The organism is Exiguobacterium sp. RIT594 (genome assembly GCF_003339585.1).
Lineage (GTDB): Bacteria > Bacillota > Bacilli > Exiguobacteriales > Exiguobacteriaceae > Exiguobacterium_A.
Genome location: NZ_QPKF01000002.1, coordinates 194,530 through 220,004 on the forward strand (window position 1 = coordinate 194,530; position 25,475 = coordinate 220,004).

23 protein-coding genes and 1 riboswitch are annotated in these 25,475 nt (G+C 48.7%); of the genes, 11 read left to right on the forward strand and 12 right to left on the reverse strand.

The window, feature by feature from the left end; genetic code table 11:
- Positions 1–11 precede the first annotated feature (11 nt).
- The 4 genes from gnd to DVG79_RS10870 all read left to right on the forward strand — a co-directional run bounded on the left by gnd (position 12) and on the right by DVG79_RS10870 (position 4,560).
- Positions 12–1,412: a decarboxylating NADP(+)-dependent phosphogluconate dehydrogenase gene (gnd, locus tag DVG79_RS10855; RefSeq protein ID WP_114596742.1), complete on the forward strand. Its 1,401-nt coding sequence runs from the start codon at positions 12–14 to the stop codon at positions 1,410–1,412.
- 220 nt (positions 1,413–1,632) lie between these two features.
- A complete protein-coding gene (gene ahpC, locus DVG79_RS10860; protein WP_012371860.1) occupies positions 1,633–2,196 on the forward strand; it encodes an alkyl hydroperoxide reductase subunit C in 564 nt (187 codons plus the stop codon).
- A gap of 14 nt (positions 2,197–2,210) precedes the next feature.
- Positions 2,211–3,740: an alkyl hydroperoxide reductase subunit F gene (gene ahpF / locus DVG79_RS10865; RefSeq protein WP_114596743.1), complete on the forward strand. Its 1,530-nt coding sequence runs from the start codon at positions 2,211–2,213 to the stop codon at positions 3,738–3,740.
- A 277-nt stretch (positions 3,741–4,017) separates the two neighbouring features.
- Complete coding sequence (locus tag DVG79_RS10870; RefSeq protein ID WP_114596744.1) at positions 4,018–4,560, forward strand: ECF transporter S component; 543 nt, start codon at positions 4,018–4,020, stop codon at positions 4,558–4,560.
- Between the two features lie 62 nt (positions 4,561–4,622).
- On the opposite strand, the gene DVG79_RS10875 is transcribed toward DVG79_RS10870, so the two are convergent.
- On the reverse strand, positions 4,623–6,116 hold the full coding sequence (locus tag DVG79_RS10875; protein WP_114596745.1) for a malate:quinone oxidoreductase: 1,494 nt from the start codon (positions 6,114–6,116) through the stop codon (positions 4,623–4,625).
- A gap of 238 nt (positions 6,117–6,354) precedes the next feature.
- Between DVG79_RS10875 and DVG79_RS10880 the strand changes: the two genes are divergently transcribed.
- Entirely contained in the window at positions 6,355–7,881 is a 1,527-nt protein-coding gene (locus DVG79_RS10880; RefSeq protein WP_114596746.1) for a cryptochrome/photolyase family protein, read from the forward strand.
- Between the two features lie 81 nt (positions 7,882–7,962).
- Here DVG79_RS10880 and DVG79_RS10885 read toward each other — a convergent pair whose 3' ends face one another.
- Positions 7,963–9,330 carry an amino acid permease gene (locus DVG79_RS10885; protein WP_026827064.1) on the reverse strand — a complete coding sequence of 456 codons (1,368 nt, stop codon included), beginning with the start codon at positions 9,328–9,330 and terminating at the stop codon, positions 7,963–7,965.
- 161 nt (positions 9,331–9,491) lie between these two features.
- Positions 9,492–9,567, reverse strand: a riboswitch (glycine riboswitch).
- Between the two features lie 217 nt (positions 9,568–9,784).
- On the opposite strand from DVG79_RS10885, the gene DVG79_RS10890 reads away from it, so the two are divergent.
- Positions 9,785–10,339: a histidine phosphatase family protein gene (locus DVG79_RS10890; RefSeq protein WP_114596747.1), complete on the forward strand. Its 555-nt coding sequence runs from the start codon at positions 9,785–9,787 to the stop codon at positions 10,337–10,339.
- 200 nt (positions 10,340–10,539) lie between these two features.
- On the forward strand, positions 10,540–11,784 hold the full coding sequence (locus DVG79_RS10895) for an MFS transporter (RefSeq protein ID WP_114596748.1): 1,245 nt from the start codon (positions 10,540–10,542) through the stop codon (positions 11,782–11,784).
- Between the two features lie 41 nt (positions 11,785–11,825).
- Here DVG79_RS10895 and DVG79_RS10900 read toward each other — a convergent pair whose 3' ends face one another.
- From DVG79_RS10900 to DVG79_RS10910, 3 genes are read right to left on the reverse strand one after another with little or no spacing between them, the layout of a single operon-like run.
- Positions 11,826–12,344: an NUDIX hydrolase gene (locus tag DVG79_RS10900; RefSeq protein ID WP_114596749.1), complete on the reverse strand. Its 519-nt coding sequence runs from the start codon at positions 12,342–12,344 to the stop codon at positions 11,826–11,828.
- A complete protein-coding gene (locus DVG79_RS10905) occupies positions 12,345–12,854 on the reverse strand; it encodes an LURP-one-related/scramblase family protein (RefSeq protein WP_114596750.1) in 510 nt (169 codons plus the stop codon).
- 29 nt (positions 12,855–12,883) lie between these two features.
- Positions 12,884–13,363 carry an LURP-one-related/scramblase family protein gene (locus tag DVG79_RS10910; RefSeq protein WP_114596751.1) on the reverse strand — a complete coding sequence of 160 codons (480 nt, stop codon included), beginning with the start codon at positions 13,361–13,363 and terminating at the stop codon, positions 12,884–12,886.
- 156 nt (positions 13,364–13,519) lie between these two features.
- On the opposite strand from DVG79_RS10910, the gene DVG79_RS10915 reads away from it, so the two are divergent.
- Positions 13,520–15,115 carry an FMN-binding glutamate synthase family protein gene (locus DVG79_RS10915; RefSeq protein ID WP_114596752.1) on the forward strand — a complete coding sequence of 532 codons (1,596 nt, stop codon included), beginning with the start codon at positions 13,520–13,522 and terminating at the stop codon, positions 15,113–15,115.
- A 101-nt stretch (positions 15,116–15,216) separates the two neighbouring features.
- Complete coding sequence (locus DVG79_RS10920) at positions 15,217–16,212, forward strand: tRNA dihydrouridine synthase (RefSeq protein ID WP_026827057.1); 996 nt, start codon at positions 15,217–15,219, stop codon at positions 16,210–16,212.
- Between the two features lie 57 nt (positions 16,213–16,269).
- Here DVG79_RS10920 and DVG79_RS10925 read toward each other — a convergent pair whose 3' ends face one another.
- The 4 genes from DVG79_RS10925 to DVG79_RS10940 form a co-directional block, all read right to left on the reverse strand.
- The gene (locus DVG79_RS10925; protein WP_114596753.1) at positions 16,270–16,794 is read right to left on the reverse strand and encodes an SF0329 family protein; all 525 of its coding nucleotides are present in this window, start codon (positions 16,792–16,794) and stop codon (positions 16,270–16,272) included.
- Between the two features lie 60 nt (positions 16,795–16,854).
- A complete protein-coding gene (locus DVG79_RS10930; RefSeq protein ID WP_114596754.1) occupies positions 16,855–19,629 on the reverse strand; it encodes a glycoside hydrolase family 3 protein in 2,775 nt (924 codons plus the stop codon).
- 4 nt (positions 19,630–19,633) lie between these two features.
- The gene (locus DVG79_RS10935; RefSeq protein WP_114596755.1) at positions 19,634–20,728 is read right to left on the reverse strand and encodes an alpha/beta hydrolase; all 1,095 of its coding nucleotides are present in this window, start codon (positions 20,726–20,728) and stop codon (positions 19,634–19,636) included.
- Between the two features lie 255 nt (positions 20,729–20,983).
- Positions 20,984–22,180, reverse strand: a complete 1,197-nt coding sequence (locus DVG79_RS10940) for a DUF4317 domain-containing protein (RefSeq protein ID WP_114596756.1) — start codon at positions 22,178–22,180, stop codon at positions 20,984–20,986.
- Positions 22,181–22,532: 352 nt separating this feature from the next.
- Here DVG79_RS10940 and DVG79_RS10945 point away from each other — a divergent pair, with 352 nt between their 5' ends.
- Positions 22,533–23,165: an HNH endonuclease family protein gene (locus DVG79_RS10945; protein ID WP_114596757.1), complete on the forward strand. Its 633-nt coding sequence runs from the start codon at positions 22,533–22,535 to the stop codon at positions 23,163–23,165.
- Between the two features lie 15 nt (positions 23,166–23,180).
- Positions 23,181–23,423, forward strand: coding sequence for a hypothetical protein (locus DVG79_RS10950; RefSeq protein ID WP_114596758.1), 243 nt, complete (start codon positions 23,181–23,183; stop codon positions 23,421–23,423).
- 69 nt (positions 23,424–23,492) lie between these two features.
- On the opposite strand, the gene DVG79_RS10955 is transcribed toward DVG79_RS10950, so the two are convergent.
- The 3 genes from DVG79_RS10955 to DVG79_RS16255 all read right to left on the reverse strand — a co-directional run bounded on the left by DVG79_RS10955 (position 23,493) and on the right by DVG79_RS16255 (position 25,412).
- Complete coding sequence (locus DVG79_RS10955; protein WP_114596759.1) at positions 23,493–24,338, reverse strand: DUF4352 domain-containing protein; 846 nt, start codon at positions 24,336–24,338, stop codon at positions 23,493–23,495.
- 138 nt (positions 24,339–24,476) lie between these two features.
- Entirely contained in the window at positions 24,477–25,265 is a 789-nt protein-coding gene (locus DVG79_RS10960) for an aldo/keto reductase (protein ID WP_255412943.1), read from the reverse strand.
- A 3-nt stretch (positions 25,266–25,268) separates the two neighbouring features.
- Positions 25,269–25,412 (reverse strand): hypothetical protein, encoded by a 144-nt coding sequence (locus DVG79_RS16255; RefSeq protein ID WP_233494588.1) that lies wholly within the window; start codon positions 25,410–25,412, stop codon positions 25,269–25,271.
- Between the last annotated feature and the right edge of the window lie 63 nt (positions 25,413–25,475).

The following is a 25,475-nucleotide window of genomic DNA, read 5'->3' on the forward strand; positions in this document are numbered from 1 at the left end:
GTCGGTATACTATGCTACATTCAATCGGAGTCATCGGACTGGGCGTCATGGGGCGCAACATCGCCCTCAACATGGCAAGTCATCAGGAAGACGTCGCTGTCTATAACTACACCCGTGATTTAACGGATGACTTAATGGCACATAACGAAGGATTGTCGCTACATCCTTATTACGAGGTCGCAGATTTTGTCCAATCCCTTGCCCGTCCACGAAAAATTTTCGTCATGGTTACGGCAGGAAGTGCGATTGATTCGGTCATCGAGTCCCTGATTCCGCATCTTGAAGCAGGCGACATCATCATGGATGGCGGGAATTCCCACTTCCATGATACGGAACGCCGTTTTGCTCAATTGCAGCAGCACAGCATCGAATATATCGGTGTCGGCGTCTCCGGCGGTGAAGTCGGTGCGCGGACCGGCCCTGCCATCATGCCGGGTGGTACAAAAGAATCATACGAACAAGTCGCGCCGATTTTGACGAAGATTGCGGCACAAGTGAACGGTGATCCGTGTTGCGTCTACATCGGACCAAAAGGGGCCGGCCATTTCGTCAAGATGGTCCATAACGGGATCGAATACGCCGACATGCAGCTGATTGCGGAAGCGTACAGCTTCCTCCGGGTCCGTCTTGGACTCGACGTTGAAGAAATCGCGGATGTCTTCGCGTCTTGGAATGAAGGCGAGCTGAAAAGTTACCTGATCGAGATCACAGCCGATATTCTCCGCAAAAAGGATGATGAAACCGGTCTTCCGTTGATCGATGTCATCTTGGACCAAGCCGGTCAAAAAGGGACAGGAAAATGGACAAGCATGCAATCGATTGATAACGGGATCGCTTCTTCGATCATCACGGAAGCCCTTTTCGCCCGCTATCTCTCAGCCGTCAAAGAAGAACGTGTCGCAGCAGCTACCGTCCTCGGTGGACCGGAAGCCCGCGAGACGCTCGACAAAGACGTTTGGATCGAACGGATCCGCCAAGCCCTTTACATGGGGAAAATCGCTGCTTACGCGCAGGGTTTCACACAGTACCGGACGTCATCCGAGCTGTATGACTGGAACCTGCGTCTCGAAGAAATCGCATTGATTTTCCGCGGCGGCTGCATCATCCGTGCTGATTTCCTCAATGTCATCAGTGATGCCTTTGCAAAGGACGAGTCGCTTGCGAACCTGATGCTCGCGCCGTACTTCGCGGACAAGGTGCAAGATTATCAAACAGCACTGCGTCAGGTAGTCGCTGAAAGTTCATTATCCGGACTCGCTGCTCCGTGTCTCAGCACGTCGCTGACGTATTACGACAGCTACCGGACGGCTAATTCCAACGCTAACATCCTGCAAGCCCAACGTGATTATTTCGGCGCCCATACGTATGCCCGGACCGATCGCGAAGGAACGTTCCATACGGAATGGCAATAACTTATACAGCTCCTATTTCCTGTTTCATTTAGGGAAATAGGAGTTCTTTTTTTGTTCACACTTTGTTTATCAGAATAGGAAATTGCAGGTTATACCTTGACAAAACAGAGCGGTTATATGAAATTAGTATTAGATTAGAATTATTCTAGTGTGATAGATACAGTTTTTTCTTTCTACTAGAACAGATTCTTAAATAGAACCCAACAGGAGGATTTTTATCATGTCTTTAATCGGAAGTGAAGTAAAACCATTCAGTGCATCAGCATTCCACAACGGAGAGTTCGTCGATCTTACAGATGCCAACCTTCGTGGAAAATGGAGTGTCGTTTGTTTCTACCCAGCAGACTTTACATTCGTTTGCCCGACTGAGCTCGAAGATCTTCAAAACCAATACGCAACACTCAAAGCGCTTGACGTTGAAGTTTACTCGGTTTCAACAGATACGCACTTTACACATAAAGCATGGCACGAAACTTCAGAAACAATCGGTAAAATCGAGTACGTCATGATTGGTGACCCGTCACACGTCATCTCACGTAACTTCGAAGTCTTAAACGAGCAAGACGGACTTGCAGACCGCGGGACGTTCATCATCGATCCAGACGGTGTCATCCAAACAGTTGAAATCAACGCTGGCGGAATCGGCCGTGACGCAAGCACACTCGTCAACAAAATCAAAGCAGCACAATACGTACGCAACAATCCAGGCGAAGTTTGCCCAGCTAAATGGGAAGAAGGTTCTGCAACACTTACACCGAGCCTTGACCTCGTCGGAAAAATTTAAGGAGCGGATTTGAGATGGCTTTAGCAGCAGATATTAAAGCACAACTCGCTCAATACCTCGATTTATTGGAAGGAGATCTTGTCCTCGCGGTCAGCGCCGGGACAGACTCCGTTTCTCTTGAGATGAGCGAGCTCGTCGAAGAAATCGCGAGCATGTCACCACGCATCAGCATCGAACAGGCGGCCTTGCCGCGGACACCAAGCTTCAGCGTCAACCGTGTCGGGGAAGAGAGCGGGATTACATTTGCCGGGATTCCGCTCGGTCACGAGTTCACGTCCCTCGTCTTGGCGTTACTCCAAGTCAGCGGTCGCGCGCCGAAAATCGACGCCGCACTGATCGACCAGATCAAAGGTATCAAAGAAACGTATCATTTCGAATCGTACATCAGTCTCAGCTGTCACAACTGTCCGGATGTCGTTCAAGCCCTAAACGTCATGAGTGTTCTGAACCCGAACATCAGCCACACGATGATTGATGGCGGTGCCTTTAAACAGGAAGTCGAAGCAAAAGAAATCATGGCTGTCCCGACAGTCTTCGTCAACGGCGAAGCGTTCGGAAACGGTCGGATGTCGCTCGAAGAAATTTTGGCGAAACTCGGCACAGGTGTCGACGCTTCTGATTTTTCCGATAAAGACCCGTATGATGTGCTTGTCGTCGGTGGTGGTCCTGCCGGTGCCAGTGCTGCGATTTATGCGGCACGTAAAGGCATCCGGACGGGAATCGTCGCGGAACGCTTCGGCGGTCAGGTCATGGATACGATGAGCATCGAGAACTTCATCAGCATGAAGTATACGGAAGGTCCGAAACTCGTGGCGAGTCTTGAAGAACACGTCAAAGAGTACGGCATCGATGTCATGAACCTCCAACGGGCAACACGTCTTGAGAAAAAAGACCTTGTTGAACTGGAGCTCGAAAACGGTGCGATCTTGAAAACGAAGAGTCTGATTCTCTCAACAGGAGCACGCTGGCGCAACATCGGTGTGCCGGGCGAACTTGAATTCAAGAACAAAGGGGTTGCGTACTGTCCTCACTGTGACGGTCCACTCTTCGAAGGAAAACGCGTTGCGGTGATCGGCGGCGGGAATTCCGGTGTTGAAGCCGCAATCGATTTGGCCGGTCTCGTCAAACATGTAACGGTGCTTGAATTTGCACCGGAACTGAAAGCGGATGCGGTCTTACAAGACCGTCTCGCGAGTCTTCCAAACGTCACGGTCGTGGCCAACGCCCAGACAAAGGAAATCACGGGTACGGATAAAGTGAACGGCATCACGTATGTCGAACGCGAAACAGGTGCTGAGCACCATGTCGAGCTCGAAGGTGTTTTCGTCCAGATTGGTCTTGTGCCAAACACAGACTGGCTCGGCGAAACGATCGAACGCAACAAGTTCGGTGAAATCCTTGTTGACCGTCATGGCGCAACGAACATCCCGGGTGTCTTCGCAGCCGGCGACTGTACGGATAGTGCTTACAAACAAATCATCATCTCGATGGGATCAGGTGCTACAGCAGCACTCGGTGCTTTCGATTATATGATTCGTAACTGATCATGGAAACGTCTTGCTTCGGCAAGGCGTTTTTTTTGAGTTGAAGATGAGACGTGCGTTATAAAAGATGATTCTTCCTGTGCTTTTCTCGGGCAGGCGAGACCCGGCTTTCTCCCGTAGAAGTCACGGGAAATCCTCTTTTAAGTCGATACTTTAATTAGTAAAGATTCAGATTCAAGCTGACCCCTATAAATTGTTCAAAATTGACACTTTCAGCTAGTCCAGCTATCTGATAGATTGAGAGTATTCAAAATCTATCATAAAGAAGGTCTGACACATGCAAAAAGCAGCACCGTATTCAAGCACTCGTACCCGGCAACTCGTCATCACTTCAATGTCGATTGCACTTGTTTTGATCACAACTCTGCTAGTTAAAATCCAGTTACCGATTGCTCCAAACGGCGGATTTGTCCATCTCGGAACAGCAATGTTATTCCTGATTGCGATTCTCTTCGGACCCCGGACAGCAATGATTGCTGGCGCAGTTGGAATGGGACTCTACGATATCTTGACCGGCTTCATGATTTGGTTCCCCGGAACGTTTATCGCACGTGGTCTTCAAGGTTTAATCGTCGGTTGGATCGCATGGTCGGGCGGACGAAACGGAAACAACGTCAAATTTAATCTACTCGGGATGATTTTATCGGTTCCTGTAATGCTCGCTGTGTACTTTGTCCATGAAGGAATTGCTTTTAGCAGTTGGACAGCTCCAGTTGGTTCAATTCCGGGTAACCTCATCCAAAACGTCGTCGGAATTCTTGTTGCGATTCCAGTCGGGATTGCCCTAAAGAAAACACGTTTCTTCCGTCAACGCGGCTGATGCACAACAAGCAACCCCGTCCTCTTGAAGAGGACGGGGTTTTTTATTGCCGATGAATATTCTTAACGAATCGGCTGTGCTTCCGTTAATTCAAGTGTTTTTGTTGTTTCGGCATGGATTTGATCAAAGAGTTCCGGATTCGCGACGAGTGACGTCCCATACGACGGAATCATTTCTTTGATTTTTGCTTCCCAGCCAGGCAGTTGATCCGGGAAACACTTGGCCAGCACTTCCAGCATGACCGGTACGGCTGTTGAAGCGCCTGGTGATGCGCCGAGCAAGGCTGCGACCGAACCGTCTGCCGCACTGACGACTTCCGTTCCGAACTGAAGTGTCCCCTTGCCTTGTGGTGTATCTTTGATGACCTGAACCCGTTGACCGGCAACGACGACATCCCAGTCTTCCGTCTTCGCGTTCGGAATGAACTCACGCAGTTCGTTCATCCGTTGCTCCGTCGACAGTAAGACCTGTTCGATCAAATACTTCGTCAATCCCATCTCTTTTGCGCCAGCCGCCAGCATCGTCAAGACGTTATTTGGTTTGACCGATGTGATCAAATCAAGATTTGATCCGGTCTTGAGGAACTTCGGCGAGAAGCCGGCGAACGGTCCGAATAAGAGTGATTTTTGACCGTCGATGTAACGTGTATCCAAGTGCGGGACAGACATCGGTGGTGCGCCGACTTTCGCTTTCCCGTAGACTTTCGCATGATGACGCTCGGCGATTTCCGGATTTTTACAGACGAGGAACAAGCCGCTAACCGGGAATCCGCCAATCTGTTTCGACTCCGGAATCCCTGTTTTTTGAAGTAACGGCAGACTGCCGCCACCACCGCCGATAAAGACGAACTTCGCTGTATGGTGTTCAATCCGGTTGTCGCGTTCGTTTTTGACTTTGACTTCCCAACCGCCGTCGACCCGTTTCAAGTCTTCGACCCCGTGACCGTAGTTGATTTCGACATCGAGTTGTTTTAAGTGATCAAACAAAATCCGTGTCAACGCACCGAAATTGACGTCTGTACCCGAATCGATTTTTGTTGCTGCGATCGGCTCCGGTGATGTCCGGCCTTCCATGATTAACGGAATCCATTGTTTCAGTTGCTCCGGATCTTCCGAAAATTCCATTCCTTTAAACAACGGATTAGCTGAGAGCGCTTCCAATCGTTTTTTCAGGAACGTGACGTTTTCCGCTCCTTCGACCATACTCATATGTGGAATCGGCATGATGAATTCTTTCGGATTCGGCAAAACTTGTTCTTTGACGAGGTGCGACCAGAACTGGCGCGACAACTGAAACTGCTCGTTGACCTTGACGGCCTTGCTGATGTCGATCGTTCCGTCGGCATTTTCCGTCGTATAGTTCAGTTCGCAAAGTGCTGCGTGACCTGTCCCCGCGTTGTTCCATTCATTTGAACTTTCTTCCCCAGCACTCGCTAACTTCTCGAATACTTTAATGTTCATGTCTGGCGCAAGCTCTTTTAATAAGACCCCTAGTGTTGCGCTCATGACTCCGGCACCAATTAAAATAACATCTGTTTGTTTAGGCATACTGCTCATGATATCCTTCCTATCCCCGTTTGATATTATGGACCTGTCATACCAGTTGAAAGCGCTCGTATGACGACAACTTACCTTTCCAGTATAACCCTATCACAGGTCATTCATAAATTAAAATATCCGGTGCCTCCAGCTAAAAATAAATACACTTCCCTTGCAGCGATCATGCACATCCTGAGACATACTTTCAGAAAAAGCGGCTATATACTCTTATAGAGGAAAAAGGGGGGAACCATTTATGGCGACACGCTGGATTTTCGGTAATCAACTCAGTCAAAGCTTACCGCTTCTAACAGAAGCCGACCCAGAAGAAGATATCATCCTGATGGTGGAAGCGACATCCCGCTCAACCTGGAAGGCATATCATAAACAAAAACTGGTGCTGATTTTTTCAGCGATGCGTCATTTCGCAGACGAACTCCGGGACAAAGGATTTACGGTCGATTACCGGGAAGCCGATTCGTTTGATGAAGCGTGGAAGCAACACCAAAAGCAGTACAAACCGACACACCTCATCTACACAGCCATTACAGACGAACCGATGCGCCGTGTCATGAAAAAATTTCAGGACGCTCTCCCGAAATCCATCACCGTCGATGTCTGTTCGGATGTTCCGCTCTTTTTATTGACGCAGAACGAAGCCATCGCACTGCTTGGGGACAAACCATGGAAGATGGACCGCTTTTACAGGCAGCTTCGCAAAGAACGCAATTTGTTGATGAACGGGAATAAGCCGGTCGGCGGAAAGTGGTCGTTTGATGCGGATAACCGGAAACCGGCGAAGGACGGCGTGGATTTTAAAGCACCGATCCGGTTCCGTCCGGATCAGATTACACGTGATGTCATGAAAAAGGTCGACACGTCGTTTGCCAATCACCCGGGGGAGATTAAGACGTTCCACTGGCCGGTCACCCGAGCGGAAGCGCAGCGCGCACTCGCCCGGTTCATCGAGGAACGGCTTGAGACGTTCGGGACCTATCAGGATGCGATGCTGACGGGAGAAGATACGTTATCCCACTCGCTGCTCTCTTCGTCGATCAATATCGGCTTACTGTCACCGGACGAAGTCATCAAAGCGGCAGCGGCCGCACTGGAAGAGCAGGAGGCACCGCTTAATGCCGTCGAAGGATTCATCCGGCAGATTCTCGGATGGCGCGAATACATGCGGGCTGTGTATTTAAGTGAGATGCCTGGGTACGAACAGGTCAATGTCCTGAAACACAACCGCGATTTGCCGGACTTCTTCTGGGACGGCGAAACAAAGATGACGTGTGTCGCGGAGTCGCTCCGACCTGTCATTGAAACGGCGCACAATCATCACATTCAGCGACTGATGGTGCTCGGGAACTTTGCCAATCTGTTTGAGATTTCCCCGCAACAGACGGCGGACTGGTTTAACGAAATGTATATCGATGCCTATGACTGGGTCGTCCTGCCGAACGTGCTCGGGATGGCTTTGCATGCCGACGGCGGTCTGCTATCGACGAAACCGTATATTGCCTCGGCGAACTATATCCATAAGATGAGCGATTACTGCGGGAACTGTCCCTTTAACCAGAAGGACGCGCTTGGTGACAATGCCTGTCCGTTCAACGCCTTATACTGGGACTTCATCGCCCGGCACGAAGAACGGTTCTCCGGCAACCAACGGATGTCGATGATGTACCGGCAGTGGGCAAAACGGGATAAAAGCGATCAGCAGGCGATTCGTAAAAAGGCGACCGCCTTGAAAAAGCAATTGGCGGACGGACAGTTCCATCGCTGAGCTTTTCATCAACATCAAGAAAGACCCGGCTCCCTGCCTTACTTAGCAGGGAATCGGGTCTCTGTTTATTTACTTGATGCATCACGCACTGTGACGTTCTGCTTTTTGATGTTTTTTCGTCCGCAGCTGATACAGGACAAACAATCCGATGAACCAGACCGGTGTCAGGAGAAGCGCAGGACGCGTTTCGTCCGCTACGAGCATGACGATTAAAATCAGCGTGAACAGACCGAGCACGAGGTAGTTGACGAACGGTGTCCACGGCGCTTTGAACGTCGATGCGGCATGCAATTCCGGCTGTGTCTTCTTGTATTTCAAGTGACAGACGAGAATGACGCCCCACACCCAGATGAAACAGATCGCACTGATCGTCGTCACGATACTGAACGCTTGTCCCGGAAGTAATTTACTCAACAAGGCTCCACCAGAGACGACCAATGTCGAAACGAACAGCGCATTCGCCGGCACGTGATTTTTATTGAGCTTCGAAAACGATGCCGGTGCCTGTTTTTGATTCCCGAGATTATAAAGAATCCGGCTCGTCGAGAACATTCCGCTGTTACAAGCGGATGCGGCGGATGTCAGGACCACGAAGTTGATGATTCCGGCCGCGACCGGAATCCCGATCAGACTAAACGTTTTGACGAACGGGCTTTCCGTTGCATTCAGCCCGGTCCACGGATTGATCATCAAGAGGACAAGCAAGGCACCGACGTAGAAGAAGAGGATCCGTAACGGAATCTTATTGATTGCAGACGGAATGTTCTTTTTCGGATCAGCCGTTTCAGCGGCCGAGACACCGACCAGTTCAACACCGACATAGGCGAAGACGACCATTTGGAACGACAACAGGAATCCGGTGACACCGTTCGGGAACATCCCGCCATGCTGCCACAAGTTCTTGACCGTGACAGGTCCCGCATCCGTATTAAAGCCGATGACGAGCAGGACGATTCCGACGCCGATCAAGGCCAAAATCGTGACGACTTTGATCAAGGCGAACCAAAACTCGAGTTCCCCGAACAGTTTGACCGTCAGAAGGTTAAAGCCGAGCAGAATCAACAGAGCGATAACGGCCGGAATCCATTGCGGGATATCAAACCAGTATTTAACGTAAACACCGACGGCAATCACGTCGGCCATCGCCGTCATGATCCAGCAGAACCAATACGTCCAGCCGGTTACGAACGCGGCGCGCGGTCCGAGATAATCTTCCGCGATATCCGTCAGTGACTGATAACCGGCTTTTGACAACAGTAACTCTCCGAGTGCCCGCATGACGAAGAAAATCGCAATCCCGACAAGCAGATAAGCAAATACGATCGATGGACCGGCCAGCTGAATCGCTTTCCCCGATCCTAAAAACAACCCCGTTCCAATCGTTCCACCAATCGCAATCAATTGGACATGACGATTCGATAAATCCCGCTTTAATCCTTGCTGTTCCAAACCTGAACTCCTCCTTTGATGATCTCTCTGTTTCCCCCGGTCAGACTGTTCTGTCAGTCCAACAAAAAAAGAGACTGGACGGGTGTCCAATCTCAAAAAAATCATCAGAATAGCAAATAATCATTTTCCGGTCGGCAAAGCCAACACAAAAAATAAAGATTTAGTACTCTTCTGTCCTTTTGCCTGAGATTGTGAACCCTTCGGCGCCGTTTACACGGTCTCTCCAGAAGCTGCTCCTGCCATAGTGTGACCCATGACAATCATAGCTTTCTCTTTTTATTCGGTTGCTGAGGTGACATAATCACCTGAATTGTTTCTAATACTAGTAATCTTAGGATCGTTTGTCAACCGTTTTATCAAATTCTTTCATTTCTTCTTTCATAACTTGAAAGAGGATTTTCCATTCTATTACCAGAACTCTTTCATATGGTTACATCTCGAGGAGGTACTTACATTGCAGACCTATTATCTTATCCGTCATTGTGAAGCGACCGGACAAGCAGCCGATGCTCCGTTGACGCCACAAGGTCAAAAACAAGCGCTATTACTCGCTGACTTTTTTAAGTCCATCCCGGTCGACCGGATTATATCGAGTCCATTTCGACGCGCATATGACACTGTTTTTCCGCTTTCCACTATGTATGATTGTCCAATCGAATTGGAGAATCAGTTGCAGGAACGTATACTCAGTACTTCTTCGTTAAATGACTGGCGGTCTGACTTAAAAGCGACATTTTCCGATCTCAATCTCCGATTTCCCGGTGGTGAATCCAGTCGTGAAGCAATGAAACGGACCTCATCCGTCCTCCATGAGGCATTTCTTCATCCTGCCCGTCACACCGTATTGGTGACGCACGGAAACGCGATGGCTCTATTGTTAAAATCCATCGATTCAAATTTCGGCTATCCGGACTGGGAACAGTTGCGTAACCCGGATATCTATCGTCTCGTCAAAAATTCTGACGGTCTGACTTGCGAACGCTTGCCTTTCAATACGCAAACAGACTGAAGGAAAAACGTCATTTTTTCAAGTATTCACCAAATGCATATGATAACTTTTCATCTATTCTTTTAACTTATGGAAAACATAAGAATTATCTATTTTACTTCCCCTTCGAACTCGACTACATTTAACCAATTGATAACAAAGTGAAGTAGTTCGAATTCCTGTCTTACAGCGAATCGGCTTAAGAAAAGAAGGGGTACATTATGTCTACACAAGCAAGTCACGCACGAAAAGGGTATTTAATGATGGCTGTTCTCTGGTTCGCCTATGCGACGTTCGCCATGAACTGGGTCGCCGGTTCCTCATTAACCCCGCAAATCACGGCTCATTTTTTCGGAGACCGGACCGTTGACCCGTTGATTTCACAACTCGTCAACTACTCAATCACGACCGCCCGCGTCTTCGCGAACATCTTGGCGGCATTGATTCTGATGAAGCTCGGACCCAAGAAGGCACCGATGCTGGCACTGTTCTTCCTGATGATGGCGATCGTCGCCATTTATCTGCCGAACTACTGGGCGTACACGGCAGCCCGGATGGTCATGGGGCTCGGCGGCTCGATGGTCATCGTCTACATGAATCCGGTCGTCACCCGCTACATCAGTAACCCGACGGAAAAACTCCGGATCAATGCGCTCAATACCGTCTCGTATAATGTCGGTGCGTTTATCGTCTCGTTGCTGTTTACGTTTTTCGCAACACAATTCACGAACAACTGGCAACTGACGTTAACGATTTTTGCTGCTTTGACAGCAGTTCTGTTCCTCGCCTGGTTGATTTTCAGTGAAGAATTTGACTTGAATACGGCAAGCGATCAAAACGAAGTCGTTACCGCCTATGGTTACCGGGACGCCATTAAAGACAGCTTCTTATGGAAGTATGCGATCGCGTTCGGCGGCTTCCTGACACTGTATATTCTGTCGCTCGTCGGACTCAAACCGGTGTTTGACACGTATACCGAGTTAAACGGATCGCTCGTCAATCTGCTGGTCTCCGGCGCCGGCATTATCGGGACCTTTGTCGGTCTGAAAATCGGCAGCCGCGGGACACCACGAAAACCGATTCTTCTGATCAGCGGCTTCGTGATGATTGGCAGCTTCATCGTCACGGTTGCATTTGGCAATATCTCACCGCTCGTCTCGTATATCTTTGCTTTCGTCTCCGGGTTTGCGATGTACATTCAGTATCCAATTTTCATGAACCTGGCCCACGAGATGAAAGGCATGACACCACAAAAGATTACCGTCTTGTTTGGCCTGTTCTGGGCGATTGCGTATGCGACCCAAACCATCTTTACGATTATTTGGAGTTACACGCTTGGTCAGATGGGTTATACGGCTTCGATGGTCGTCTTTTTCCTCAGCTGTTCGACGTACCTCATCTTTAGTCTCTTTTTACCGGAAACCAAACCGAAACAATCGGTGCCGGCTTCGAAAAAAACAGCCTGATTGCAAACAATCCCCAGTGTCGCCGGCGACCTGGGGATTGTTTATTTTTGGTGAGCACCGTATTGATGGCGCAGGATGAACAGCAACCGGATCAACGGTTCATGATAGGAGATGAAGACGCCTTCCCGGATCCCGGTAATGATTTCGTCTTCCGTCGCCCATTTAACGGTTTGGACTTCTTCTTCCTGTAACGTCAAGGTCGTCAAATCGACTTCCGTTTCAATTAAGTAATAGTCGTCAAATCCGACTTCAAATGGCACCGTCAACTGTGGCCGCCGTCCTTCGAATGACAGCGATAGTCCGAGTTCCTCGAACAATTCACGCTCAGCTGCCGTTTGACTCGTGTCACCCGCCGTCGCGCTTCCCCCGACACTGAGGTCCCACATGTTCGGCCAGCCCTCTTTGAACGGCTGACGTTGCTGAATCAACATCTGTCCCTGCTTATTAAACAGGCAGACATGTACAGTGAGATGGTAATCGCCGTCTTTTAATTCTGTCCCCCGCGGCCAGGTCCGGCCTGTTTTTACGCGGTCTGCCGTATAAATATCCCATCGTTCCATTTATTTCTTCCCCCTTGTCCAGTCATCTGAAAACAGCGTCGAAACCGTCTTATCGGCTTTCGCCCGGTCAAGACCTAGGACGACACTCAAAAACAGTTGTTCTGCCGTCTCGTCAAGCAGTGTCAATTCGTATTGTTTACCGAAACGGACCCAGCGTCTTTTGCCTTGCCCGATTTTATTCCCCTGATACATGACGCTGAATGTCATCGTCGCCCAGTTGATGTCGACGTGCAACTCCCGGCTGTCGATCCGGTAATTCGAAAACATCACAAATCCGGTTTTTTGAATCGTCGCAACGACGCGCCCGTCCAGTTCAATCAGGACGTGGGGTAACATACTGAACGTCTGTTTCGTCACCCGGCCGACTTCGGACCCTTCGTGCACGAGTTGCCAATTTTTCTGCATCTGGAATAATTGTCCTCTTACTTCATACACGATTTGTCCGGTTTCATCCGCAACTGTAAATCGGCGGTTCCATTCAAACGACTGTTTCATCAAAAGCTGTTTCATATCCGTTTCCTCTCCCGAGTGCTTTCTTATCACGAACTGGATTCTTCATCTTCTTTGACACAGTCAATGGCGACGACAAGCGCAATCAAAATCTTCTCGATGTCCGGATCAAAGACTTGAATTTCATAACTGTCACCAAACGTGAACCATTTTTTCTCGACGCTTCCGACGACTTCGCCGTGACGTTTGATTTCAAAGTCCATGTCCCACCAGTCTCCGTCGATTTCAAGATCCGCCGTATCAATCGTATAACGGTCTTTAAAGAACGTAAATGATTTCTCGATCGTCAGTGTCTCCCCGTCGACTTCGATAAAGAACTTCGGCAACAGGCTGAGCATTTTTTTCGTGATGACGGCGACTTCCTCCCCCTCAACCGTCGAGATGGAAAAAGTCTTCGGCAGCTTCATAAAGCTGCCTTCGACAAGATAAACGTCCTGTTCCTGTTGATCTTGAATCGAAAAACGTCCCCGTAAACTGAATACTTTCTGTTTCATGTACAGTGTATGCATAAGAAATCATCCTTTCCTTCATCTGATTCGTTAGGTTTGTATTCTTTTGGCAAGTGGTATCGGGATAGAACGGTCTTGTTTTATCTTATTCGACTCACGTATTTGGTTTTCCCTCTTCATCGTCCCGCCGCTCCCGCTCCTAAAGGAGGCACTCCCATGTCGACTGATACCGTCATTTTAACAATCATCCTGACATTGATTTCACTCATCATCTTCGTTCCATTGGTGCTCGGGCTCTATCTGTGGAATATCGATCACAGACAACAAGAGCATTCCATCTTAAGAAACTTTCCGGTGCTCGGAAAAATCCGTTACATCCTTGAAAAAGTCGGTCCTGAACTTCGCCAGTATTTGTTCTTAAATAATAATGAAGACAAACCGTTTTCCCGGAACGATTACAAAACAGCTGTGCTGGCCGGTAAATATAATACGCGAACGATGGGATTTGGTTCCGAACGTGATTTTGAAGCAGCCGGCTTTTATCTGCAAAATGCGCTTTTTCCGACGAACCGTCAGGAACTGAGGATCGATAACCAGCATAAAATTACGACTCACCTCTATCAGCTCGATCAGGATAATCTCCTGACCCGCAAAGAACATTTGGTCGAAAAGCAGATTGCACCGTTTTTACTTCCCGCCGCTGACGCTCCGATCATTGGGGAACATACATGCCGTCAGCCGTTTCAAGTGTTCGGACTGATCGGTCAGTCGGCGATGAGTTTCGGTGCGCTCGGTGACCGGGCGATTACGGCATTGTCGATCGGTCTCGGCCGGGCGGAAGGAACCTGGATGAACACCGGAGAAGGCGGACTGTCCGACTATCATTTGAAGGGTGACGTCGACATCATCTTTCAGATTGGCCCGGGACTGTTTGGTGTCCGGACGGAAGACGGTGCTTTTTCGCTAGAGGAATTCAAAAAGAAAAGTGAGCTGACACAAATCAAAGCTTTTGAATTGAAACTGGCCCAAGGTGCGAAAACACGGGGCGGTCACCTTGAAGGCGAGAAGGTCACGGCGGAAATCGCCTCCGTCCGGAACGTCAAAGCCGGTGTCAGTATCGACAGCCCGAACCGTTTCAACGAATTTCAGACGCCGGAAGAGATGCTTGCTTTTGTTGAACTATTACGGGAAACCGGTGGAAAGCCGGTCGGCATCAAACTCGTCGTCGGGAATCTCAACGATCTGCACGACCTCGTCACTTATATGGCAACGTCCGGTAAACACCCGGATTTCATCACGATTGATGGCGGCGAAGGCGGCACCGGTGCCTCGTTCCAGGAACTTGCGGATGCAGCCGGTTTACCGCTCAAATCGGCGCTGCCGTATCTGCATCAGTTACTGGTTGCTCACAGCATCCGTGACCGGATCAAACTGTTTGCTTCCGGCAAACTGATCAGTGCCGATAAGATTGCCGTCGCTTTAGGGCTCGGCGCCGATTTCGTCAACATCGCCCGCGGCTTGATGTTTAACGTCGGTTGTATCCAGGCGCAAGTCTGCCATACAAACCACTGTCCGGTCGGAGTCGCGACGACCGATCCGAAACTCCAGCAAGCGTTGATCGTCGATGAAAAAAGTTTCCGCGTGACGAACTACATCATCTCGCTCCGGGAAGGGTTATATAATCTGACTGCCGCTGCCGGTCTGAAGTCGCCGACCGAGCTGTCGGCAGACCACATCATCTACAAACAATCAAACGGACAAGTCACACCGGCCACCTCGTTGATTCATTATCCGCAACAGCCTCTTTCCTGAACCATCCGCTTGCACTTTTTCCTTATTACGCTTAAAGTGTATAGTTGATGAAATTTTAATTGAGCAAAACGAATTACCTTAAGGAAAGGGTTTTATATACGATGAAAAACAACTTTTGGCAGGACCTGCCACGACCATTTTTTGTACTTGCCCCAATGGAAGATGTCACGGACGTCGTTTTCCGTCACGTCGTCGCGAAAGCAGCGCGACCGGATGTCTTCTTCACTGAATTTACGAATACAGAAAGTTACTGTCACCCAAAAGGGAAACAGAGTGTCCGCGGACGCCTTGAGTTCACGGAAGATGAGCAGCCGATGGTCGCCCACATCTGGGGCGACAAGCCGGAATATTTCCGTGAGATGAGTATCGGAATGGCGGAAATGGGCTTTAAAGGAATCGATATCAACATGGGTTGTCCGGTCCAGAACGTCGCCGTCAACGGAAAGGGATCAGGACTGATCAACCGTCCCGATGTCGCCGCTGAACTGATTCAAGCAGCAAAAGCCGGCGGTCTGCCGGTCAGCGTCAAGACACGACTCGGCTATTCGAAAGTCGAGGAGTGGCACGACTGGTTACGTCATATCCTTGAGCAGGACATCGCCAACCTGTCGATTCACCTGCGGACGCGTAAAGAAATGAGTGCAGTCCCGGCCCACTTCGAACTGATTCCGGAAATCAAGAAACTCCGCGATGAAGTAGCACCGCAAACGCTCTTGACGATCAACGGAGACATCAACGACCGTCAACATGGTCTTGAACTCGTCGAACAGTACGGTGTCGACGGCGTCATGATCGGACGCGGGATTTTCCATAACCCGTTTGCGTTCGAAGTCGAAAAGAAAGACCATTCAAGCGAAGAATTACTTGATTTGTTACGTTTGCAACTCGACCTACACGATCAGTATTCAGCTGAATTCGAGCCGCGTCTCTTCAAACCGCTCCGCCGGTTCTTCAAGATTTATGTCCGCGGTTTCCGCGGGGCGAGCGAACTGCGCGCCCGTTTGATGGACACGAACTCAACGGATGACGTCCGGGCATTGCTTGACGAATTCGTCGAACAAGAAGGCATTCACGCTGTTAATTCGTTTTCGATTTAAGGATTTGAATTGAACATGTAAAAGAGCAAGGCATCGCGCCTTGCTCTTTTTTTGGCGTTAGTTCACTTCCGCTTCCAATCGAATCTTCAAACAGGTCAATTCAAACGGTGTATCGCATGTTACTCGTTCCAAGCGCCGTTTCCCGACGCGCCGGTCGAGCAACGCGAAACCGCGGATGAAGGCATGGGGATGCGTTAACGCTTCTTCAATCGCGAGCGTCGGATACAACAGCAAATCCTTTTGCACGTCGTAATTGGCATGCCACCCTTCTTGCTCCAAATCACGTTCAATCTGCTCATATAATGCGCGCGATGTGTTGAACCAATCCGTTTGAAAAATCTCCAGTGTAATTCGCTCCGGTTTTTCCGGCAATTGAGCCTTCGTCAGCTCATAACGACAGTCCGCTTCGAACGTAAACCGCAAATCCTCCGCGCGGAAAATTTCTTCCCCGTCCAGTGTCATCCAGACTCGGGCTTCGCCGTCATGAAAGTGCCGGTCGACTGTGGCATATAAATCGAGACGCGGTCGAAGTGACGGCGCGACGAACGATAAGATCTGCTTTTTCATTTTTGAGAATTGCATCGGGTCCTCCTTTAAAACGCGTTAAACACCAGGCAGCAACTGACTGCCTGGTGTTTAAGTTTACCCGTTTTTCATATGGAACGATTCCGTTAACGTAAAGGTGATGTTTTTGAGCTCAAGCCCGCCAAGTGCAAAGTACAGCTTGAAGTAGTTGTGCGGATTAAAGACGAAGACGTCTTTCGTCTGCGTCACCCATTCGCCGTTTGTCCCGTTAAACGTAAACGTCGCGACCGGCATGTTGTTCGCAAACAACGTCACCGGCATCTGTGCCAGTTCCCCGGCATACGACCGGGCTTCAAACGTGACGTGGTACATGCCGGTTTCTTCCGCCGTCACGGCGAAGACATGGCTGCTTCCAGTCGACGTGTCGAGTTCATCAAACACGATCGGGACACCGCTTTGAAGTTGCTGATGCGTCACGGCCTGTTCGTTCAAATCATCTGCCTCTTCCGGTAATCCGGTGACGTCGACTGTCGCTTCCTGACCAAGTGTGCGCTCCATGACCGGTGACCGCAGGATGAACTGACAGATGTTCGCCGCACTCCGCAACAATTCTGCCCGTGTCAACGTCCCGTCCGCAAGCGATGACAGTGTATCATCCTCAAACGGATTCGCCCCCGGTTCTCCAACGACCATGTAAAGGTCATTTTGAGAACGGACCATCGTCGCTGTCTGTTGCCGGTTGGCTTCCGTTTCTTCCGTATTGATCTTCGCCCACCAGTCGGTCATGACGACACCGTCAAAGCCCCACTCGTCACGGAGAATCCGTGTATTCTGATCGTACAATCCAGCCGTCCACAGACCATTGACAGCACCGTATGTCGTCATGATCGCATAGGCCTGTCCCTGTTTGACGGCATGTTCAAATCCTTTTAGATAAATCTCCCGCAAGGCCCGTTCCGAGACGATCGAATCGAGATCATGGCGATGGAATTCCTGGTTGTTGGCACTTAAATGCTTCAGCGTTCCCGTCACGCCGCCCCGGTGCATCCCGTCGAGCTGGGCGACAGCCATCATTCCCGTCAAATGTGGGTCTTCCGAAAAGTACTCGAAGTTCCGGCCGTTGAGCGGATGACGATGGATGTTCATCCCCGGTCCGAGCAACGTGTCGATACCATTTTTCCGAAGTTCAAGCCCTGTCATTTCAAACAAATCCGCAACTAAATCGACGTTGAACGTCGAGGCGACAAGTGTCCCGTTCGGCAGTGAGAAGGCTTTCGTTCCGATATCCATCCGGATTCCGGACGGACCGTCAGCACAGCAGGCCGCCGGAATCCCGAACGCCGTCAGCCGGTCGGTCACGCCGCCAAAAGCAGCCGCTGTTCCCGGTGTGACGCGCGGTGAGTTCATCCCCTCGCCGCGGACGATCGCTGCCAGATCCTCATCCGTCAACTGATCGAGGAACACGTCTAGCGACGTCTTACCTTCGTAGACATCCTTCAGTGTCAGACCTCGATTTTCCGAATACATGCGTGCTGCCGGTCGTTCGGCGAGACGACGGGCTTCCGGATCGATTGTCCGCAGTGGTGTCGCTTCATACGTGACGTCATAACCGGTTTCCGTCTTGTGCGGCTTCAGGCGATCAAACGCCGTGACCGGAGCCATGTTTTCGCTTAATGTCTCGGTGACACGTAACGTGTCGATCGTTTGTGTCGCCACGTGCGTCGCTGTCCGGACGTCCGTGCCGACGTACAGGTGATACGCTCCTGCTTCAATGACGTAAGACGATTTATGCCCCGTCACACTGGCATCATCGTAACTTGCGTATTCCGTCAGCGGTACCGTCAACGTTACCGTCTCCTGTTGACCAGGTTCCAGCTGTTGTGTCTTCGCGAACGTCACGAGTCCGCGTGCCGGATTGCCGAGTTGTCCCTGTGGTTTCTCGAGATACACCTGCACGACTTCTTTCCCGCTGCGTGTCCCTGTATTCGTGACGGTGACGGTCAATGTGACCTGTTGCTCCGTCATATCGACCGTTTCCGTCGTGACATCAAACGTCGTATAGGATAAACCAAACCCGAACGGATACAGGACGTCATCCTTCGCAAACGTCTCGAAGTAACGGTACCCGACGTAGATGTCTTCCTTATAGATCGCCCGGTCCTCATGGCCGAAGTACGGTGTTGACGGGTACGCATCGAGGGAACGGACAATCGTATCCGGCAGTTTTCCGGATGGGGTAACGGCTCCCGTCAAGAGATCGACCAACGCGTTTCCGCCTTCCATCCCGCCTTGCCATCCGTACAGGATCGCACTCGGATTGAAATCAAGCGCCCACTGCATGTCGATGACATTGCCGACGTTTAATAAGACGACAGTCTTCGGGAATGCTCCCGCGACTTTTTCGATCAGTGTCAACTCGACGTCCGTCAGCAGATAACTGCCGGGATCCGCTGTATTATCGCGGTCTTCACCGGCCGTCCGACCGATCATGATGATGGCGACGTCCGATTGCGACGCTGCGTCTGTGACGACTTCGTCCGTGACCGGCATTTCTTCCTGCGACCACGGTTCCGCCGCCCAGCCTTCGCCTTTATCAAACGGATGATCTTTTAGCCAAGCTTCATAGACGTCGAGCAACGACTGGTTTACCTTCACATCCGGATGGTCTTGCAACGCTTCGAGCGGACTTGTCACGTGTGTGACGTTAACCATCCCGCCCGAGCCCGTTCCGCTTTTATAATAGTTGAACTGATTGCGTCCGAACACCGAAACTGTTGTTCCCGCTGACAGCGGTAACGTCTGCTTGTCATTCTTCAGCAGGACCGCCCCTTCTGCGACCGTCTGCCTCGCCAGTGCCGTATAGGCGTTCCAATCTAATGTATATGTCGTCATCGATTCATCCTCCTGTTGGTTGTGTAGTCGCAAACCGTTTCTTCAGACCATTTGCGATTTCTGTGATGCAATCTTCCGCTTGCGGATACTGTCCGAGCTTTTCGATAAAGGCATGGTCCATCCCGTTGTACTGAATCCGTTTTGTCTTGACGCCGGCCCGTGCGAGTTTTCGTCCGTATGCCTCTCCTTCAAGACGGAGATAATCGTATTCTGCCGTGATGATCAATGCTTCAGGCAGTCCGGCCAGCTTATCGCTGAACAGTGGGGAGACATGCGGATCCTGGACGTCCGTCGTCCCTTGCAGGTACAACCGGTTCAACAGTCCATCCGTGTCTTCAAGGGCTGTGACGATTCCTTCAAGCAGCTTCCGGTTTTCGTTCATCTCGTAGGCATCGAGCCGCCAAGTAAAATCATCCGTCGGCAGAGCCGCGAGATTGATGACCGGATAGAGCAGGACCTGGTACTGGATCATCTCTGTCTGTTGTTCGCGGTCAAGCAGGGCACAGACCGTCGCTAAGTTCCCGCCGGCGCTGTCGCCGGCAACAGCTAGCTGCGCGCGATTGATTCCGAGTTCTTCCGCCTGTTCATGGACCCATGTAACAGCTGTAAAACAGTCGTTCAGTCCGGCCGGAAATGGATGTTCCGGTGCAAGCCGGTAATCGATTGAAATCACGACAACGTTTGCCCGCTCCGCCAATAACCGGCAAGGATGTTCGACCGGTTCAAGCGTTCCGCCGAAAAAGCCGCCGCCGTGGAAGTAGACCACTACCGGTAACAGTTCCGTCGACCGGGGACGATAGATTCGTGCCGGAATCGGTTGTTCCGCACTTGGAATCACGATGTCTTCCGTCGTGATGTCTGTCATCGTCAGGTCGGTGTTGACCCACCCCATCCCGGCCCGCGCTGCTTCGAGTGAAAAAGGACCGGCCGGTGAACTGTCCTGTTGTTGCTGCGTCATGACTTCCAAGACGCGCGGATCGAGGACGCCGCTTTCTGTCCGGTCCGGTACGGGTTTGATGACGACGTCGACACCATTCTGCTGTTCACCGGTCTTTTTTTGCGCTAACCGGTCGACCAATTGCTGATACTCCTGTCCCATGTTTCTTCCTCCTTTTATCGAATTACTAGCGTGCTTATAAGAGGTCATTCATTTGTAAAAATAAGTATCGAAACCGCTTTCGTAAATAACTAAAAAAATGTTCGATATCTCTTTTTCTTAAAAGATACCGCTTACAAAACCAATCATACGCATCTTTATCCGATTAATCAATCATTCTGGATGATTCAAAAAAAGCCACTTGTCTTTCACGTGTTTTCCTTGTCGGAATGACGTGAAACGAGTGGCTTTTTTAAATTAGCTTAAGATATTTTCTTCTGAAACGAGCGTGAATCCGTCGATGACCGTGTCTTCCTCGACTTCGATCAACAGACATTGTTTGCCGTTGTAATTGACCTGCTTAATGTACTTCAAGTCTTGAGCACTGACGGAGATATTTGCAACTTTCGTATTGATTTTAATCGATTTCGCTTCATAGTTCGGGACGATGTTACTCGCCTTCATTTCGTACGCCGTATCATCGATGACCGTCTTAAAGGCACGTTCGACCTGTTCCGTACTGACGTCTTCGATGCCGCTCGCTTTTAAGACCCGTTCGACTTCTTTGACGTCCAGCATCGGAATATCTTCCGGCTCGTCTTCCTTTTCGTCTTCTACGACGAGCAAGTGATTGACTTCCTCATAGACACCCGCGAGCGTTTTTGAATCGACTGATTCGCCGATGACCAGTTTGACGATCTCTTCAAATACCGCTTTGTCTTCTTCCGCCGTCACGATCTGATCACCGTTCAGGACATTTTCGATGAACAGCAGGTCCGGTTTATTCGGTTTGCTTGCCGTATACAGGACACGGTTGACGTCCGCCGCATTATCCGTGAAGCACGGGAATAAAAAGCCACCAATTGGTGACGCCAGTTTGATGACCGGATTGATTAGCAGGTTCGACTTGAACTCGAGATCGACGTAGTCGAAGACAAGCGACTGTTTCGGCAGTTCCGTTTGATTGAGACTGCTGAGAATAAACGGTGTCGTGTAGACTTCATCGTTCTTATCCACTTCTGTCTCGTCTGCCTGCCGTTTCGTCGTCTTGTAATACTGTCCCCGGATGAACGTGACGACGATATCGTTTTCGTACTGCACGTCCTGGACCATCTTCAGCGCAATCTGTTGCATCTGCTCCGTCCAGTCTTCCGTCTCTTCCGTGTATAGCCCTTCATACAACAGTTGTTGCGTATGTCCGGTCGCGCCTTCTTCCGGCTGTTGGAACTTGACTTCAAACAGCTTGATGTCGAGTTTCCCGGTTAGGACTTTCTTGAAGTTCGCAAGGAACAACTCCTGCTGCTCGAGTTCAAGAAAAGCGAACGGCCGGCTTTCTTCATAGAAGATTTCACTCGTTTCCTTGCGGATATATACATTATAAATTTCGTTGATTTTAAGTAGTTCCGAGTCGACCTTAAAATGGCGACGGATATCACTGATGTCTTGTTTGTTCATGGTAACGTTTCAGCTCCTTGGCGTTTGAATTCCTCGTGGCTCCTAAAAAAGGAGTGCCTCCTGTCCAAATCGAACAGAGGTACCCCTTTACTATACAAGAGTTGAATTTTTTTATGTTAAAAGTCTCTGTAATTTTAAATCATTCACTTTGTTTTTATCCGATATTGATTTTAATTTTTTAGGTAATTTATTTCTCTATTACTTTAGGCTTAATTCCAAAAAAATATTTTCGGTAAAAAGTATTCAACTTTTGTAATGTTTACATTATTTTAACCCTATCCAAAATGTTCGGTGGCATACTGAGTTAGGTGAGAGGATTCTCTCATCACACTTACATAAGAGGAGGCAGTTCATGTTCCAGAAAATCAAGCTACTCGCCGTATCGTTTGTTTTGTTTCTCACTGCGTTTCAGTTCGACCTCTCACCCGTTTCCGCACTCCCGTCCGGCATCCCGTCAAAAGCGACGGCTCAATCTGAGCTCAACTCACTGACAGTCAAGACCGAAAGTACAATGACCGGTTACTCCCGTGATCTCTTCCCGCATTGGAGCAGCCAGGGAAGCGGCTGTGACACCCGTCAAGTCGTCTTGAAACGCGATGCGGATTCTTACGTCGGCAGTTGTCCAGTCACGTCCGGCTCATGGTACAGTTATTATGATGGACTGACATTCACGAACCCGTCCGATCTCGACATCGATCATGTCGTGCCGCTCGCGGAAGCATGGCGTTCGGGTGCAAGCAGCTGGACGACAACGACACGTCAGGCATTCGCAAACGACCTCAACGGTCCGCAATTGATTGCCGTCTCTGCAAGCTCGAACCGTTCAAAGGGTGACCAGGATCCATCGACATGGAAACCAACTCGTGCCGGCGCCAGCTGTGCATACTCGAAGATGTGGATCAACACGAAAAGCCGTTGGGGCTTAAGTCTCCAATCCTCTGAAAAAACAGCACTGCAAACGATGCTGAACACGTGTACCTACTAAGAAGGAGTCGATTCGATGGAAACGAAAACCTCTACTTTCACCGCCACACACGGCGTGATGACGAATGAAGTCGGCGTCATCAGCGGCGAACTGGAATTGCGAACAACCTGCCAGGAAGACGGCACACTCGAACTTGCCATTTCCTACGTCGGCTCAACCGACGTTTACACATTACCCGGCAAGGATTATCAGCTGCATGATATCCGCGACCACGAAGTCGTGCACCGGATGCTCGCGACGGTGCTTGAGCGCTCTTAAAATAAACAAAGCTAGGACAAGAATGCAAAAACATTCATCCTAGCTTCTTTTTTTATTTTTAAGCGCTATTCAATCTATCGATACATCAAAAATATATGATTTAAATTCCAAATCATAATTCTCTGAAGACACTTCAGCGTTTAATTTAATTTGTTTTTCGCCTAAATTAATTGCAGGATAAACAATTACACCTTCAGTTTCTATACTAGGTAATATCTCGTTTTGAATTTCTTGAAGCCCAGTAGTTTCAGAATCAATATACTCTTCCTCAAGTTGTTTGTTCCCCACAATTAATTTTGCCGATCCAGGATAGAATGAAGCTTTTTCTTTTGTATCGTTTTTAATTTTTATATAAACTCTCGTTTGATTCTCAGCGATTTCAATTTTTTTTAAAGTGACCTTAATTCCATACTGATTGATTTCTTTATCCATTTCGACTTCCTTTAATGTAGGAGAAACTGCAGTTAAATAATCAACAACTTCAATATTTTTAGCTAAGACGATTGGTGCCGTTATAGTTCCTCCGAAAGCATTTTCTCCTTCAAATTCATCTTTGATTACTCCCTCTACTTTTACATAATCATCTGTTTTAATTTTAAATTTCGGATCATTTATAGCTATTAATGTGTTTTTTTCAGCATTTTCTGGATCAGCCCAAATCTGAATGTATGTACCTTTTTCATCCTGTTCAGGTTCAGCAAATACTTTGCCGGTAATCTCTAATTCGTAACCTTTATATTTTTTAGGGTCACTATATAATTTTTCATAATCTTCTTCTTTTAATTTACCTTTCGTTTTTACATTCTCTGTTTTTTTGGTGTCCTTAGAGTTAGAGGAGGAAGACTCACTGTCACCACATGCTACTAATATCACTGTAGCAACAATCAGGCTAACGAGAATCATTAATTTTCTCATAATAAAAATATCTCCTTTAATAAATTTTATATAACAATTTTACCATATTTCTTACTTTTTAATATTTTAATTCTAATTTAAGCCATTAAAATATTAAATTAGCAAAAAAAAGAATGTTTTTAAATCGTATAGACCGTTTTACCACGATAACTTTGCATTTTTTATCTCATCCTCCCACAAAATCCGTATCTCCTCGAGGTCATTCATCGGCAACTCGCCTTCAGATGCAGAAATATTGTGCTGCAGTTGTTTACTATTTTTAGCTCCAGGAATCGTCGTCGATATTTCTTCGTATGAAAGAATGTATTGTAATGCTGCCTGCACCATCGAGGGGTCTTGACCGAGAATTCGGCGGACATTTTCAACTAACGTAGCTCTTTTCTCGATGTCTTCGCCACTCCAGCGATCCCGAATTCCACTGAATGTACTGTGACGATTATACTTTCCAGTTAACCAACCCGAATCTAGCGGAACCTTAGCGATGATTCCGACTCCTTGTTGATGGGCTGATTTCATCGCCATCGCAGGTTCTTGATGAAACATATTGAACATCACTTCAATCACTTGACTGTTTGTACAATCCAAAAGTTCTCTCATTTCTTTTCCCGTATCGACCGAAGCGCCGAAAGCTCGAATTTTACCTTTTGTTTTTAATCGTTCGAGTAATTCAAATTGTGGAGATTCGCTCGTCAATGTCGAAAACGGTGGATTATGTAGTAAAAGACAATCCAGATAATCCGTCTGTAATCGATGTAAGCTGTTTTCGACTGATACTAAGAGCTGTTTCGGTTCAAAATTTTGTTCTCCATTTGAATGATGACCACATTTACTACTTATCATGACTTGATTGCGTTTCCCTTTGATCGCTTCCCCGATTAATTCTTCACTTTTTCCGGCTCCATAATTAGGTGCTGTATCAAAAAATATACATTATTCATCGATTGCTTGTTCGACTAAATGCACCGCATCTGCATCAGTCATTTTACCCCAATCTTTTTCATTGCCTAATTGCCATGCACCAAAACCGATTTCTGATACTTCTATTCCGGTATTTCCTAATAATCGTTTTTTCATGGTGTTCTCACCCTTCCTTTTTTATAATCTTAAATGGTTAAATTAACCTTTTATGTTATTTTT